General features: G+C 69.0%; 9 protein-coding genes. 2 read left to right on the top strand and 7 right to left on the bottom strand.

Annotation, left to right across the window (positions count from 1 at the left end):
- Positions 1 to 14 precede the first annotated feature (14 nt).
- Both ACW173_RS25680 and ACW173_RS25675 read left to right on the top strand, forming a co-directional pair.
- A complete protein-coding gene (locus ACW173_RS25680; RefSeq protein ID WP_492086070.1) occupies positions 15 to 2,969 on the top strand; it encodes a TonB-dependent receptor domain-containing protein in 2,955 nt (984 codons plus the stop codon).
- Positions 2,963 to 4,966: an Atxe2 family lasso peptide isopeptidase gene (locus ACW173_RS25675; protein WP_492086069.1), complete on the top strand. Its 2,004-nt coding sequence runs from the start codon at positions 2,963 to 2,965 to the stop codon at positions 4,964 to 4,966. The genes ACW173_RS25680 and ACW173_RS25675 overlap by 7 nt, the downstream gene beginning before the upstream one ends.
- Here ACW173_RS25675 and ACW173_RS25670 read toward each other — a convergent pair.
- From ACW173_RS25670 to ACW173_RS25640, 7 genes are all read right to left on the bottom strand, one after another.
- Positions 4,963 to 6,699 carry an asparagine synthase-related protein gene (locus ACW173_RS25670; RefSeq protein ID WP_492086068.1) on the bottom strand — a complete coding sequence of 579 codons (1,737 nt, stop codon included), beginning with the start codon at positions 6,697 to 6,699 and terminating at the stop codon, positions 4,963 to 4,965. The two genes, ACW173_RS25675 and ACW173_RS25670, sit on opposite strands and share 4 nt — an antisense overlap.
- Positions 6,699 to 7,361, bottom strand: a complete 663-nt coding sequence (locus ACW173_RS25665; RefSeq protein WP_492086067.1) for a lasso peptide biosynthesis B2 protein — start codon at positions 7,359 to 7,361, stop codon at positions 6,699 to 6,701. Before ACW173_RS25665 ends, ACW173_RS25670 begins: the two co-directional genes overlap by 1 nt.
- Before the next feature lie 46 nt (positions 7,362 to 7,407).
- A complete protein-coding gene (locus tag ACW173_RS25660; protein ID WP_492086066.1) occupies positions 7,408 to 7,542 on the bottom strand; it encodes a benenodin family lasso peptide in 135 nt (44 codons plus the stop codon).
- Between the two features lie 109 nt (positions 7,543 to 7,651).
- Positions 7,652 to 8,314, bottom strand: coding sequence for a GntR family transcriptional regulator (locus ACW173_RS25655; RefSeq protein ID WP_492086065.1), 663 nt, complete (start codon positions 8,312 to 8,314; stop codon positions 7,652 to 7,654).
- A gap of 41 nt (positions 8,315 to 8,355) precedes the next feature.
- Complete coding sequence (gene radC / locus ACW173_RS25650; RefSeq protein ID WP_492086064.1) at positions 8,356 to 9,135, bottom strand: RadC family protein; 780 nt, start codon at positions 9,133 to 9,135, stop codon at positions 8,356 to 8,358.
- A 153-nt stretch (positions 9,136 to 9,288) separates the two neighbouring features.
- A complete protein-coding gene (locus ACW173_RS25645) occupies positions 9,289 to 13,545 on the bottom strand; it encodes a strawberry notch-like NTP hydrolase domain-containing protein (RefSeq protein ID WP_492086226.1) in 4,257 nt (1,418 codons plus the stop codon).
- 152 nt (positions 13,546 to 13,697) lie between these two features.
- Positions 13,698 to 15,749 (bottom strand): chromosome partitioning protein ParB, encoded by a 2,052-nt coding sequence (locus tag ACW173_RS25640; RefSeq protein ID WP_492086225.1) that lies wholly within the window; start codon positions 15,747 to 15,749, stop codon positions 13,698 to 13,700.
- Between the last annotated feature and the right edge of the window lie 24 nt (positions 15,750 to 15,773).

Here is a 15,773-nt window from a genome sequence, read left to right as displayed (position 1 = left end):
CCTTGGGGGAAACCATGTTCTCGATCACGACCCGTCGGGCCCTGCTCGCCAGCGCCGCGGTCCTCAGCCTGACCCTGGCGGGTCAGGCCTCGGCCCAGACCCGTCAGCCCACGGCAGCGCAAGCCTATGACCTCAAGCGCCAGGATCTCGGCCAGGCCCTGACCGCCGTGGCCCAGGCCAGCGGCCGCGAGGTGATCGTTCCCTCCGACCTGGTGGCGGGCAAGGACGCGCCGGCCCTGAAGGGCCGGTTCACGGCCGACCAGGCCTTCGAGCGCCTGCTGGCCAATTCCGGGCTCGTCCTGATCCCGGTCGGCGACAAGCTGGTCCTGCGCCGGGCCCTGGCCGCCGCCACGGGGGAGCAGACGGCCGGCGACCCTGAAGTCCTGTCGGAACTCGTGGTCACCGGCACGCGCATTCGCGGCGCGGGCCCTGTCGGCTCGAACCTTATCGCGATCACGCGGGAGGACATAGATCGCGCGGGCGCAGCGACCGCACAGCAGATCTTGCAGTCGGTCCCCCAGAATTTCGGCGGCGGTCCCGGCGAAACCACCTCTGGGGTCAGTAGTCGAAACGGCGCGCCGCTGAACACCGCCATGGGGTCGGGGGTCAACCTGCGCGGCTTGGGATCGAACTCCACCCTGGTGCTCATCAATGGCGTCCGGCCCGCCGGAGCCGGCATCGCCGGGACCTTCACCGACATTTCCGTACTGCCCGCTTCCGCCATCGCTCGGGTCGAGGTTCTGGCCGACGGCGCCTCGGCCCTCTACGGCTCGGACGCCGTGGCCGGGGTGGTCAATTTCGTGATGCGGGACCGCTTCGAAGGTCTGGAAACCCGCTTGCGCTATAGCAGCGCCGACGGCGATGCTCGCGAGGTCCAGGCGGGCGTGCTTCTGGGCCGCACATGGAAGTCCGGTGGGCTGACCCTCGCCTATGAGTACTACGATCGCGACGCCCTTGCGGCCGCGAAGCGCGCCTACGCCACCGAGGATCTGCGCCCCTTCGGCGGCGCTGACTATCGCCAACCCTACGCTGCGCCCGGCACGATCATCGCTGGCGGCCAAGCCTATGCGATCCCGGGCGGCCAGGACGGTCGCAACCTGACGACCGGCCAACTCGCCCCCGGCCAGGTCAACAGGACGGACGCCTACGCCAATGCCGATCTCCTGCCCCGGCAACAGCGTCACAGCCTCTACGTGTCGGGCCGCCAGGAACTGACCGCACACACTGACGTCTTCGTTCAGGCGTTGGCCGCCCGGCGGACCTTCGACCAGCGGATCCTGGGCGGCAATCCGACCACGGTCAGCGTGCCGTCGACCAATCCGTTCTATCTCAACCCGCAGGGCGGGACTGATCCGGTCCTGGTGCAATACGACTTCACTGGAGACCTTGGCGCCACCCGCACCAACGGCAGAACGGACGCCTATAGCGGCCTGGTCGGCATGACGCGGGATCTGGGAAGATGGTCGGCGAGCTTGCAGGGCGCGCTAGCGCAGCAGAAGGAGCGCTACCGGATCGATAACTACGGGCCCAATGGCGTCGCCCTGGCCGCGGCGCTGGCCGACAGCGATCCCGCGACCGCCTACAATGTGTTCGGCGACGCGGGATCGACCCCGCTGGCCACGCGCGAAGCCGTCCGAGGCTGGTTCGCCAGCCATAGCCTGTTCAAGTCGTGGTCGGTGTCGTTCCGCGCCGACGGCCCCATCGGCTCGCTGCCAGCCGGCGAGGTCATGTTGGCCGTCGGCGCCGAGCAACGCGCCGAACGCTACACCCAGAGCTCGACCTATCTGCTGTTCAGCATCAACCCGTTCGACCTCCCCACCGAATACCCCGGTACGCGTCGGATTACCGCCGGTTACGCCGAGCTGCGCGTTCCATTGGTCAATCCGGCGATGAGCGTCAGCGGCGTCCGCGCCCTGGACCTCTCCCTCGCCGGTCGCATCGAGCGCTATAGCGACGTCGGCACGACGTCCAACCCCAAGATCGGACTGGATTGGCGCCCCAGCGCCGACCTAACCGTGCGGGCCAGCTATGGCACCTCGTTCAGGGCGCCCAGCTTCCAGGATCTGCGTCAAGGTCCGTCGGTCAATGCCTACCAGCCCACAGTTCTCGTGGATCCAAGCTCCCCGAGCGGTTCGACCACGGTGCTCACCCTCCTGGGCAACGCCCCTGATCTAGGCCCTGAACGCGCCACGACGTGGACCGCCGGCGTCATCTTCCGACCCGCCCAGATCGACGGCCTGAGCGCTTCGCTGACCTACTACGACATCGACTACCGCGACCGGATCGCCAACGTGAACGCTAACGCGTTCAACATCCTGATTGAGCGCGAAGTCTACGGGGACGTCATCCAGGACCACCCCGGCGCGAGCACCGTCGCCGCCTACTACGCCAGCCCGCTGCTGTACAATCCCGCCGCCATACCGGCCTCGGCGGTCACCGCCATCGTCGATCTGCGAAATCGCAACCTCTCCTCGGCGCGCCAGCGTGGCTTGGACCTTGATCTTGGCTACGACGTCTCGACCCGGCGCGGCGAGGTGTCCCTGGGTTTGGTCGGCAGCTACATCTTTTCCATCGACCAGAAGGTCACCTCCGGCTCGCCGACCATCAACGTGGTCGGCACGGTCGGAACGCCGACGGACCTACGCCTTCGGGCTCACGCCGGCTGGAGCGTTGGCCCGTGGGCGCTCACCGGCTTCGTCAATTATATCTCGGACTACCAGAACCAGACGGTAACGCCCCGCCAGACGGTCAAGAGTTGGACCACGGCCGACCTGCAGGTGGCCTATAAGGTTCCTGACCGCGCCGATCGGCTGTCAGGCCTGCGCGTGGCCTTGACCGTGACCAACCTGTTCGACAGGGACCCGCCTTACGCCGAGTTGCGCACGGTGCTTTCGGCAATCGGCTATGACGGCGAGAAGGCCGATCCCACGGGCCGCCGCGTGGCCCTGGAACTGGTCAAGTCATGGTAGCCCTGCTGCTCGCGGCCAGCCTGGCCGTCGCCTCCACCGAGGCGCCGCGGGTCGCGCCCCCGACCTTGTCGGCGCTGATCGAAACGGTCGACATCACCACGCCGGTCATTTCACCGGACGGGCGATATGTCGCGTTTCGGCAGGGCCGCGCCTCGCTGGAGGCCAATCACTACGGCCTTGGATGGTGGGTGGCTGCGATCGACGGCTTGTCCCCCCCGCTTAAGGTCGGGGATGGCGGCCTGGCGTTATGGAAGGCCGAGGGGGTCGCGGTCGAAGAAGCGCCGGTCTGGTCGGCCGATGGACGCTACATCTACTATCGTGCGCTGCGGGAGGGACAGGTCCAGATTTGGCGATCACGCGCGGATGGCTCGGGGAGCCAGCGACTCACGGCCGATGACGCCGATGTCGATCGCTTCAAGGTCGACGCCGACAATCGCCTTGTCTACTGGGTGCGCGCGACCCGCGCCCAGGTGGCCGACGCCGAACGTACGCTCTACGACAGCGGCGTCCGGATCGATCACACCGTCGATCCGGCCCAAGCCCTGTTCGGCGCGGTCGAGATCAACGGCCGCATGGCGTCCGAGCGCCTTTCAGGACGCTGGTTCCAACGCGACGCCTTGCTCGGCGACACGCCCGAGCAAGCCAAGGCCATCGACTTGACCACTCTGGCCCCGACCAGCGCCCCAAGCGACGGCTCTCAGCGCCCTCCGCCGCCGGATGTCTTCGCCGCCGAGCATGTGATCACCACGATCCCTTCCCCCCGGTTCGGCGAGGCGCGCTTGGTCTGGCGCGACAATCACATGAGGCTTGAAGTGGTGCGACCGGGCGGGGCGGTCGACAGCTGCCAGGCCAAGGCCTGCCGTGACCACACGCCATCGTGGATCACCTGGCGGCCCGAACGGGACGAAGTCGTTTTCGCCGCGACCGATCCAGGCCTTCGCACAACCCTCTATATCTGGCGTCTGGCCGGTGGCGTGCGCGCGATCGTCCAAGACCCAGGCCAACTGGGCGGGGGAGAGTTTGGCGCGCCCTGCGCGGTCGGCGTCGACGCCCTGGTCTGCGTTTCGTCCCAGGCTTTGACGCCTCCGAGGCTGGAGAAGATCGGCATTGATACCGGCCGCCGGACGATCCTAGCCGCCCCAAACGGACCCGCCCCAAACGACAAGACCGTCGTCGCCGAGGCTCTGAGCTGGACCGACGCCAAGGGACGCGTGTTCACGGGACAGCTGATCCGGGCAGCCGGTGCGGGACGCACGCCTCTGTTCATCAACTACTATCGTTGTGAAGGGTATCTGCGCGGCGGCGTCGGCGACGAGTGGCCCCTGGTGACAATGGCCCAGGCCGGGCTGACCGCCCTGTGCATCAATCCGACCCGATCCCAGAGCACCGACCTGGACATGGTCGCCGACTACCAATCCGGTCTGGAAGGCGTGGTGGCCGTCGTCGCGCTTCTGGATCGCCGGGGCCTTATCGATCCTTCCAAGGTCGGCATGGGCGGCCTAAGCATGGGCAGCGAGGTGACCCTCTGGGTCGCGCGCCACACCAGGCTACTGGCCGCCGCCTCCATCGCTTCGCTGCAGGTTGAGCCGGGGTACTACTGGTTCAATGGCGTCGCGGGACGCGACATTCATGACGGCCTAAGGCGCGCGTGGAAACTTGGGGCGCCGGACGAGACGCCCCAGCGCTGGAAGGAGGTTTCCGCCGCGCTGGACACCGCTGACCTCACCACGCCCTTGCTCATGCAACTGCCCGAACAAGAGTTTCGGCCGACGATCGAACTGTTCGCACGGCTCTCCAATAGCAAGACCCCCGTGGAACTGCACGTGTTCGCACAGGAACGGCACGTCCTAGCGCAGCCTCGGCATCGCCTGGCAGCCTACCAGCGCAACCTCGACTGGTTTCGCTACTGGCTGCAGGACTACCGGGATCCCGACCCGATGAAAATCGACCAGTACCGCCGCTGGGACGCCATGGCGGCCAAAGCTCGCGAGCATTAGGTTTGACCCCAGGTTCGCGCCCAGGCCTCGACATCGGCCAGGTAAAGGAGCCGCGCCATGTCCAGACCGTTGGGCGCGGGGTCATCGAGCACCTGGCGGATCGCCTGACCATCGGCCAGGCCTGCGGTGACCAGCCAGCCGCGGACCAACTGGTCGACCAGGGTCGCGCGATTGGCCTCGAAGGCGGCGCCCATGAAGACGTTGAGCCCGCTTTTGGTCTGACGGCGCTTGATCGCGTCAGGCAAAACATCGCCGAAGGCGTCACGCGCCAGCGCTCGGTTGCGGCCTTCGGCGATCGACATCCAAGACGGAACCCGAAGGCAGGTCTCCATCACCGGTTGGGCCAGTAGCGGATAACGCACGGGGGCCTGGGCGGCGTGCTCGTAGCGATCGAGAAAGGCCTGGGCGACAAGGAGGCTCGCGACATGCTCGCGCTTGCCAGGCAGCACCCCGGCCGGCGCGGTCAGCCAAGGATGCTCTGGAAGGTCTGGCATGACGTCGCCCGCCAGGAATCGGGTAACCGGAACCACGCCTAGGCTCGACCTGCGCGCGATGGCCTTTCGAAACGCCAGACGGGCGACGTCCCACAGCGTGGCCTGATGGAGTCGGGCCAGATCGGCCAGTGACCGCAGAAAGTGACCGCCGGGCCCGAAGGTCAGCAGCGCGTCGGTGGCCGGCGCAGCCGTAGCGATCGAGCAGAAGACATTGTCCCCGCCCAAGCCGGTGAAATAGGCGGCAGCTCCCAGCTCCCGGCCGAGACGCGTGAAAGCAGCCTCGATCGGCTGGAGCAGAGCCTGGGAAGCGGGTCGAGCGTGACGACCGGGTCTCGCGCGACGAACATCGATCTGATGGGCATGAACCTCGCGCTCGATGAGAACGCCGCCAGCGGCCGTGGCGGCCTCTCGCGCATAGGCGCGCTCGTCGGCCTCGGCAGCGAGCGTGTAGAAATTGGCGAATGTCGCGTCCCCTCCCGCCAGGCCGGTGGCGATGATCGAGGAATCCAGGCCCCCAGACAGTTCCAGGATCAGCGGCGCGGAAACCCGCGCCCAAGCGCGGACGCTACGGTCCACCGCCTCCCGCACCGACGAGGCGGCGCACTCGCGATCGGGAAACGCCCGGTCGCGGTCGGCGAACACCCATGGTGACCAGGCCAGGGCCGTGGTTGCCCGTTGGTCGGGGCCAATGCAGGCGCGAACGCCCGGCAGCAGTTCGTCCACCCCGCGCAATCCCGTGCGAACGCCGCGACAATGCGGATAGGCCAGAATCTGCCCGACCGTCGGCCAGTCGAGACTCGGCCGAGGAAGGCCCGCCGCGAGCGCCAGGTCCAGCGACGAGGCGATGAGGGTCAAGCGCTCCTGGCGGATCCAAAGGGCGGGCAAGGCTCCAGACGGATCGCGCAATACCTGCGCGCCGCCGCCCGTCGGCGGCGTGATGATCGCCAGATACCCGCCCCAGGTATTGTCGATCAGCCATTGTCCGTTGGAGGCGACGATCGCTTGAACCTGATCCGGACCAAACTGATCGATCGCCGCAGGTTCGGCGGAATCGACGAACACATGGCCCAGAACGCACCCAGCCGCTCCAAGCGGTCGGTAAGGCAGCTCAGACTCGACCAGGACGGCGAGTTCACTGGTCTCCACGACTAGCCGGAGCGTCGAGATGGCGCGGGCGCAGTGCCGTAGCGCGTCGGCCGCAGGGCCTTGGCCCAGGATCAACAGATAGCCGCCAGCCATCAGACCACCAGGATCGGCGTGAACTCCGCCACCCGATCCAATCGATCGTTCAGCACGACGTCATGAGCTTGGACCCAGCAATGGGCGGCGAACGGCTGGCGTATCACGCCAAACACGAGATCGGCCGTTAAGCCGCGTTGATGGAGGAAGGCCAGTAGCGACAGGGAATCCAACAGGCACACCGGCTTAATCGGCGTCCAACGCCGTGCGCTCTCGAATAGGCTCGAAGGATCGGCCAGCTGATCGAGCGCCGAGGCCTGACGGTTTGCGCGTTGGACGTCCAGGCCCTCGAGGATTTGGGACAGGGAAAGGCGGCGTAACGCTGAACGGGTCGCCAGCAGGTGGCGGGTCGCCCAAACGCGCGCCGCCATCGTTGTCCGGCTATCCGGCGGCGGAGTGTCCATCCAGCTCGCCGTCGGCAGCTGGGTCGTCTGGCGTGTGATCCGTGCGCCGCCCTCGGCGGTTATCACTCCGATCCGACGTAGGCGGGCCACCAAGCTGGGGTCGGCGTCATCGGCCTGGAAGGCGCGCCCCGCCAGCGCGCGGAATGCGGGCTCCAGGGGCCGCGGCAGGGCGAAGTATCGTCCCTTGGCGACGTCTAGGAACATCACGCCGCCCTGGGCGTCGCAAAAGGCCAGATGGGAAGGCACGTGAAACTGCATAGGCGGCTCGGCATTGGGGACCCGCCAAGGCGAGCCCCCACCCGACTTAGTCTTCCGACAGACCGGGGTTCAGGGTGCCGATGCCCTGCTCGGGGCGAACCGGGAAGTTGCCCTTGGTTTCGACGGTGACGGCGCCCAGGTCGATCAGGGCGTCTTCGATGTGGTCTTCGGTCCGTTCCATGACGGTCTCCTTCTCTAAGTCACGCCCACCGTGACGGTTGTAAGGTGCGACCGAAGGTGGAAAACACGCAGGGAATAACACGGGGATTTTTCGAAAATTCGCCGGAAATTCAGCGTGGCTCGCGGTCCGCCAAACCGTGAAGGTGACGGACGAGGGTGGGCACCAGGCGGAGACGCCGGCGATGATAGGCAACCATCATGGTCCGGATCGCGGTGCCATCACCGTCATTCAGCAGCCTGCTCAGCTCCGCAACCTCATCGCCGAAGTCGGCGACGAGGCCCAGCTCCGCGCGACGAACGCGACGCAGGCGATCACTGACCCCGGCCACGGCCCACTCGACTTCGATGTTGTCGCTCTGCGCGGCCAGCACGGCGAACAGCGTCTCCAGGCTGGCGATGGGCCTGGCGACAGCGTCGATGTCCGGTTCCGGCGTGAACGTTCGCGCCAGTCCCGACCTCAGGGCGTTGACCAGCAAGGCGGCGTTCCACTGGTAGAGGTCCGACAGACCCGGCTCGGTCAGTCGTGGGAATGAAAAGCCTTCGCCCTGGTGGCTGACCAGCAACCGCTCCCCGGCCATTCGGTGAAGGGCCGCGCGCACGGGGGAGGCGCTCGCTCCGACGTGGCGCGAGAGTTCGCGGATGTCGACCCGCTCGCCAGGGCGATAGTCGCTGTCGGTCAGGAGGAAGGACTTGATGGCGAGGTAGACCCGCTCACCGGTTCCGGCTTTCTCGATCATCCGCACGATGATGGCGATCTGCCATCGTTCGCGCATCTCCCGAAGAATCCGGGTGGAGTTCTCCAGGGTGCGACCGATCAGATAAGGCCCTCGGCCTTCAGGCTGAGGACCCTGTCGCTGCCGATGATCATGTGGTCCCACAGCGCCAGGCCCAGGGCCTTGGCCGCGTCGGCCAGGGCCTTGGTCATCTGCAGGTCGGCCCGCGAGGGGGCGGGATCGCCTGATGGATGATTGTGGGCCACGATCAGGGCGCTGGCCCCGACCTCCAAGGCGCGGCGCAGGACCTCGCGCGGATAGACGGGCGCATGGTCCGTGGTGCCCTGGCCCAGCCGCTCCACGACGATGAGCTGGTTGCGCTTGTCGAGGAACAGCACCCAGAACTCCTCGCGCGGCAGGCCGCGCATCTGGATCGCGAAATAGTCCGCGACCGTCCTGGACGAGGTGAGCAGCTGGCGATCGGTCAAGGCCGCGGCGCTCACCCGGCAGGTGATCTCGCGGACGAGCTTGAGGTTCACCGCCGACTGGGGGCTGACATGACGCAGCAGCTCCGCGACGTCCGCGGCCAGGACGCCCGCCAGGCCGCCAAACCGCTCGAGCAGGCGCTCGGCGTTGCCAAGGGCCTCGTCCCGGTCGCTGGCGGCCAGGTGCAGATGCAGGATCTCCACATCCGACAGCACCGCGCTGTCCATCCGCGCGGCGACCTGGCGCACGGCCTCGGCCGAAGCCGTCTGCGGTATGAAATCGCGCGCGGCGAGGACCTCGCCAACGCCGAAGCCTTCGGGCGAAGAGTCGAGGACCGCAGTCTGATCAGCGGCGGTCGCGGTGTCGGGAGAAAGTGGGGGAAGGCAGGCGGACATGGAGTCCTCCAGCTGGCCGGCGCCGGACGGATTTCCGGATCGCCCGCCTCCGACCGCCCTTCCTTTCCCTTTGACCCGACGCGGGCGGCCCCGGGCCCACGTCGGGGCCGCCCAACGCCACGGCCGATCTCGGCCCCGGAAAGGCGCGGTGCGCTAAGCCGCCGCCGGCAGGACGGTCTGGGCCGGCCATTTCTCAAGCAAGGCGGTGAAGGTCGCCGGCTGGTCCACGGGGACGAAGACCCGCGGCTGATAGTTGATGATCTCGACGAAGCAGCCGAGCAGCTGGAAGGCCTGGCGCTGGGCCGCCGCGCCGACCACCTCGACCCGCCAGCGATCCATGACCCGGGCCCGGCGCAGCCAGAGGCCGCCGGCCAGGGCGATCGCCGCGCCCTCCTCGAGGATCATCCGCCGCGCCAGGGATCCGTCGGCGACGGCCTGGGCCATGTCGGTGAGGCCCAAGGCCACCTTCACGGTCGGAACCTGGCCGATATCGAGCGTGCGCCCCAGCCACCGCCGGCCATCGGGCGCCTTGACCCGGCGCACGGTCGCCTGCCGGCTGGGCAAGCTCGACCAGACCGGCAAGAGTAGCCCCGTGACCAGGGCGAGCTCGCGCGAGATCCACGGATCGGCCGCGGCCAGTTCGGCGGCCCACGCCGCCCGCCACGCCGCCTCGTCCGTCGCCTCCCAAGCCGATTCCTCGAAGGCCTTGAGCGGCGCGATCGTGCGCTTTTCAGGGCGGATCAGGCGCACGGCCTGGATCAGGCGATCATTATCGTCCGTGGTGGTCAGGCCCTGGACGATCAGGGCGGCGCGACCCGACTTGGCGTTCACCCCGTAGATCAGGCCCGCCGCGTCCTGCCCCGCCAGGGCCTCGTCGGCGGTGATCAGGGATCGGCGGGTGCGCACCGCGAAGCGGACGAGCCGCGTTTCGGCGCCCGTGGTCAGGTCGGTGCGCAGCACCTCTTCGCCCAAGACGTCGAGGTCGTCGGCGACCACGTCCTCCATGCCCTTGTCGAGCGCGCCGGAGGCGGCCGCCTTTTCGAGGATGCCCCCCAGGATCGCCTCGAACTTGGCGAACAGGCCGTTCTGGTCCTCGATCCGCAAGGCCAGCAGCCGGTTGAGGAAGGTGTTCATCGGCGGCAGATCGTCGGCGTCCTTGAGATTGCCCTCGTGGTCAAGCAGGGACAGGCCCGTCTTGGCTTCGAACGCCTCGCGGCTCATGGCCTCGACCTGGCCGAAGTGAAGCGCGACATAGAAGGCCTGCAGGGCCCGGTGGGCCCACGGGCTTTCCAGGTTGTCCTCGGCCCGAAAGAGCCCGTTGCCGGCGGTCCGGCGTTCACCGCGCGTCAGGGCGCCCAGGCTGTCCAGGCGCCGGGCGATGGTCGAAAGGAAGCGCTTCTCGCCATGGATCTCCGTGGTCACCGGCCGAAACAGCGGCGCGCTGGCCTGGTTGGTGCGATGCGAGCGGCCAAGGCCCTGGATCGCCGCATCGGCCCGCCAGCCGGGCTCGACCAGATAGTGAACCCGTCGCTGCTGATTGGCCGCGGCGAGGTCGGCGTGGTAGCTGCGGCCGGTCCCGCCGGCGTCCGAGAACACCAGGACGCGCTTCTTGCCGCCCATGAAGGCGTCGGTCTCGGCCTTGGCGGCCGAAGGCGCGCGCCGCTCGACCACCCGCCGCCCATCGCGGCTGACGACCCGGCGCGCCCGGCCGGTGACCTCGGCGACGAGGTCGGGACCGAGCACGTCGAGGAGCGTGTCCAGCACCCCCTGCACAGCGGGGAGGCAAGCCAGGTCGGCGATGGTCGCCTCGCGCAGGCGGAGGGCTTCCTGGCTGAGCACCGGGCGGCCGTCCTCGTAAAGCGGGACGACGGTCGTTCCGCCATCCTCGGTGTCGACCTCGGTCATCGCCTGAACCGGGAAGGCCGACATCAGATAGTCGAGCACCTGGTCCTTCGGCGTCATGTCAATCGAGAGGTTGTTCCACTCCTTCACTGGGATCTGGGCCAGGCGGCGCTCCATGACCGCGGCGTTGGTCGACACGACCTGGATCACGGCCGAGCGGTCCTTGGCGAGATCGTCGCGGATCGCGGCGATCAGGCTGGGCGTCTTCAGGCCGGCCAGAAGATGGCCGAAGAACCGAAGCTTTGCCCCTTCGAAGGCCGACATCACCGCCGAGGCCGCCGTGGCGCTCTTGACCTTGCCGTCCCCGTCGGCGACGCCGGTGGCCTGCAGGGCCGCGCGCAGGTTCCGGTGGATCATCTGGTAGGCGTCGGCCCAGGCGTTCCAGATCGTGACGTCCTGCTCGGTGAGCGCGTGGCCCAGGGCCTCGTACTCCACGCCGTCGAACGACAGCGAGCGGGCGATGTAGAGGCCGAGCGCCTTTAGCTCGCGCGCGATCAGCTCCATCATCGCCACCCCGCCGGCCTCGACCGCGGTGAGGAAGGCTTCGCGATTGAGGAACGGCGCCTCGGTCCCGCCCCACAGGCCCAGGCGCGCCGCATAGGCCAGGTTCTCCGGCGTGGTGGCCCCGGTCGCGGAGACATAGACGATCCGCGCCTTGGGCAGGCGGTTCTGCAACGCCAGGCCCGCCATCCCCTGTAGCGAGGCTTTCTTGAAACCGCGCGCGCCCTTGCCGCCGCCGGCGGCGTTGGCCATGGCGTGGGCCTCGTCGAACACGATGACGCCGTCGAAGTCCTCGCCAAGCCAGGCGACGATCTGGTCGAGGCGCGAGGGTTTCGCGCCGCGCGCCGGCTGGCGCAGGGTCGCGTAGGTCGAATAGAGAACGCCTCGGTCAAGACGGATGGCGTCGGCCTGCTTCCAGGCGCTCTGTGGAACGATGTCACGCGCCCCGCCGCCGATCGCGCCCCAGTCGCGGCGGGCGTCTTCGAGCAGGGCGTCGTTCTTGGACAGCCAGACGGCGCGAACGCGGCCCTGGGCCATGTTGTCGGCGATAACGCCGGCGATCTGCCGGCCCTTGCCGCAGCCCGTGCCGTCGCCGAGGAAAAATCCCCGCCGGAAGCTGACCGCCCCTTCCGTCTCCGCGGTGGCGGGCAGGGCCGTATGGGCGGCCTCGCCTATGACCCAAGCGCCGGGAAGGGTCGCGGCATGGGCCTCGCCGGCATAGATCACCGTCTCCAGCTGGGCGTCGGAGAGCCGGCCCTCGGCGAGGATCGAGACGGGCAAAACGGGGCGATAGGTCGGGGCGGGCGGCGCGACCGACGCCATGGGTCGCGACTCGACCAACGCCGAGGGGTGGACGGGGGCGCCGTCGATGGCGATGCGGCCCAGGCGGTAGGCCTGGTAGAGCCCCACGTCGTGGCCCTCGCCGCTCCAGTCGATGATCCGGTAGTCCAGGGCCGCGACCTGTGCGAGAAGGCCCATCCGGTCCGTGGGCAGGGCCAGGGATCGCGCCCTGGGCGCCAGGACCGCCGTCCGGGAGACGGCGTGGAAGCTTCTGGGCTTGGCCGTCGCGCGCGGGGTGATGGCCGCAGCGGCCTGGGCGGTTTCGGGGAGGTCGGCGCAGGCGACGAGGGCGGCGCGATCGGCGGCGACGCCGCGGTCGATGACCAGAAGACCCGTTTCCACCGACGTCCCATGGCCCGCATAGGCTCTGGGCGGGAAGGCGATCCGGCCGACGATCGCCGCCCCGGTCTCGAGCCTGGCCAGAGCCGGCGCATCGTCCAGAATTCGGCTTGGAACGATCGCCGCCAGGCGCCCGCCGTCGGCGAGGGTCGCCAGGGCCGCGGCCAGATGCGAGTCCAGGTGCTGGAAGGGCGGGTTGAGCACGACCGCGTCGAAGGCGCCTGACGCGGCCAGGAGGTCCTTCAGATGGACCGCGTCGTGACGCGAACGGCTCGCCTGCGAAAAGAGACCGTCCAGCAGGGCGGCGCGGCCGCTGGCCAGTTCGTTGAGCCAGAGCCTGCCCCCGCAGGCCTCGGCGATCACGGCGATCAAGCCCGTGCCGGCCGATGGTTCCAGCACCTGGTCGCCCGGACGGATCTGGGCGGCCAGCACCGCCAGAGCGGCCAGCTGCGGCGGCGTCGAGAACTGATCCAGGTCGACCTGCTCCTCGGAGCGCCGGGTCTGGGTCGGGGTGAGGGCCGAAAGGCTGGCCAGCAGGGCGCAGATTTCGGCCGGGGCGTCCTCCAGCCGGGAGACCTGCGGGGTCAGGCGGCGGATCTGCAGCACCATGGCCGCCTCGACCGCGTCGTAGGCGTCGCGCCAGCTCCAGGCCCCCTCGGCGTCCGAGGCGCCGAAGGCCGTGGTCATCACGCCGGCGATCAGCTTGCGCTCCAGCGACCGCGAGCGGTTGAGGTGGGCCGATAGCGCCCTGGCGGCGGAGAGGATATTGGCGCTGGCGTCGGCGGCGCTCGCGGCGTCGGCGGCGAACAAGGGCAGCGATGCGGTCATGGCGAGATCCTGGCTCACCCGCCGCGGAGGGCGCTTCCCTCCAGACCCGACGGGCTCGCCCCGCCCCCATCCCCTCGACCTTTGGAGGACCGTCCGGGCCCCTCGCGGCTGCAAGGGTCGAGCCCTCGCCCGGCGGCGAGGGCTCGCGTCGGTCAGGCCGCGACCGTCTCGGCGGCTTCCACCAGTGGAGCGGAAGCCGGATCGCCGCCCGCGTCGCCAGTCTCGGGCGCAACGTCCGAACCCTCGGCCTCATCGGCCGCAGGCTCGTCATCCTCGACCGCGGCGCTCCAGCCCAGAGCGGCGGGAACCCACTGACGTTCGGCCGCGGCCTCGGCCACGAAGCTGACCAGTTCGTCCTTCTTCAGCGTCGCGGCGCGCGCATCCTCGACCTTCATCTCGTCCAGCATCGCCATCAGCTGCGCCTTGGAGTGGGCGGCCAGGAACGTCGCGTCCGGCGTCCAGTGCACGCTGAGGTCGGCGTCGCACAGCTCGGCGATCTCGGCCGCCTCGGTCCGCGCGGCGTGGCGAACCAAGCTGGTGCGCTGCTCCCGGACGTTGAGGCTTACGGAGACCAGTTCGGCGAGCAACGCCATCTTCTCCCCGTGCGGCAGGGCGTCGACGAAACCGATCGGTCGCAGACCGCTGGCCAGATAGGCCTCTCGCCGGGCCGACAGGCGAGCGCGCACCTCACCGTCGAGGGCCGGATGCGGCGTCATGCCCCCGCGCGTATATTTGGCCGCCGTGACCGCCAGGGCCGACTCATCCTGGTAGGTGTGCGTGGTCAGGGCCAGGATCTTGAAGAGCTGGGCGACGAGGGCCGTGAGCGCCGCGCCCGGATGGTCGGCCAGGTCGCGGATCAGGCCGCGGGTGGCCAGGTCGGTGCGCACCTCGTGCAGGCTGTGGCTGACGCCCTCGACGGACACCACGACCTTCGGCGTCACCAGATCGACGACCTCGGCCGGCCGGCTCGGGCGCGCGCCATCGTCGTCCCCATCGTCGCCGTCCTCTTCCTCGCTCGCTTCGAGATCCTCCGGCTCGGGGGTGTAGAAGGTGGCGTCGACGCCGCGCTCGGCGTTGGGCGACAGCAGCAGCGCCCCGAGGGTAAGGCGGCCCAGGACGCAGGCGGCGTGCTCTTGGCGGGCGACCAGCACCGCGTCGATCGCCTCTATGGCGTCGTCGGCGACCAGCCCGACCTCGCGCAGGGCCTCCAGCCGTTCATCGACACGGTCGCGCGCCTCGGCGCGGGCCGTCTTCTGCGCTTCCGAAAGGTCGCCGTGATAGACGAACGGCAGGCTCTCGAAATCGTCGGGCGCGCGGTAGCCGGCGTCAGGCCCCACAAAGACCGCCAGGCCGCGATCCTGGAATTTGGCGATCAGCGGGGCGATGCGCTGGCGCCACGCGTGCTCCAGGATTTCCGGATCGAGCACCCGATCGGGCAGCTCGCCGAAGAGGTCGACATCCAACCGGCCGCCCGCCGCCAGGTAGCGCGCCTCGCCCACGAGCGGGAACCGGCGATCCTCGGTGGTCACCCGTCCGGTCTCGACGAGATTGCGCAGCTGATACTCCTGGAAATGCCCATCGAGCGCCGACTGGGCCAGCTGGGCCTGCTGGGTCTTGTCGGAGATCCGCGCGAAGCTGCGCACCTGCTTGAGGGTCAGCCGGCCCTGGCGCAGGGCGGCCAGCACGGTCGGGTGCACGCCGGCCAAGGCTTCAAGCCGCTTGATCTCCAGTTCCGAATAGCCGAGCGAGGCGGCGATGAACGCGGTGTCCATCTTGGCTTTGCGAAGGCTGCCGATCGCCATGATGATCGAGGCGATGTGCACCGGAGCGGTCTCGGCGTTGGGCAGCACGATCGCCGCGGCCTGGGCGGCCTTGCCGACCGCCAGGACGCACTCGACCGGATAGTCCTCGTCGATCACGCCGCGATCGACCAGGTCGAGCAAGGCCAGGCGGCGTCGACGGCCGTCCAGCGCCATATAGGGCTGTTCGCCCTTGCGGCCCGCGCGGACGATCGGCGGGACGATGACGCCGGCCGCGGCGATGGTGTCGGCCAACTGGCCGATGCGTTCATCGGCGGCCTCGTCGAAGCGGAGGTTCTCGGGCGCCAGGCCCAGGTCGCGCAAAGGCACGCGAATGCGGTTGTCGGACGGCGCGGGCGAGGCGGCGGCAAGGACCAAGGCCTTGGCGGAAGACGAACGAGACATGAGGCGGCTCCAGCGCCCCAGACA

Source organism: Caulobacter sp. ALps2 (assembly GCF_058681635.1).
Note: the sequence above shows the minus strand (reverse complement) of the source record. Positions and strands in the feature narration are given on the sequence as shown.

Coding starts and splice junctions, on each gene's coding strand:
- ACW173_RS25680 (WP_492086070.1), top strand. CDS start 15: ATGTTCTCGATCACGACCCGTCGGGCCCTGCTCGCCAGCGCCGCGGTC.
- ACW173_RS25675 (WP_492086069.1), top strand. CDS start 2,963: ATGGTAGCCCTGCTGCTCGCGGCCAGCCTGGCCGTCGCCTCCACCGAG.
- ACW173_RS25670 (WP_492086068.1), bottom strand. CDS start 6,699: ATGGCTGGCGGCTATCTGTTGATCCTGGGCCAAGGCCCTGCGGCCGAC.
- ACW173_RS25665 (WP_492086067.1), bottom strand. CDS start 7,361: ATGCAGTTTCACGTGCCTTCCCATCTGGCCTTTTGCGACGCCCAGGGC.
- ACW173_RS25660 (WP_492086066.1), bottom strand. CDS start 7,542: ATGGAACGGACCGAAGACCACATCGAAGACGCCCTGATCGACCTGGGC.
- ACW173_RS25655 (WP_492086065.1), bottom strand. CDS start 8,314: ATGCGCGAACGATGGCAGATCGCCATCATCGTGCGGATGATCGAGAAA.
- radC (WP_492086064.1), bottom strand. CDS start 9,135: ATGTCCGCCTGCCTTCCCCCACTTTCTCCCGACACCGCGACCGCCGCT.
- ACW173_RS25645 (WP_492086226.1), bottom strand. CDS start 13,545: ATGACCGCATCGCTGCCCTTGTTCGCCGCCGACGCCGCGAGCGCCGCC.
- ACW173_RS25640 (WP_492086225.1), bottom strand. CDS start 15,749: ATGTCTCGTTCGTCTTCCGCCAAGGCCTTGGTCCTTGCCGCCGCCTCG.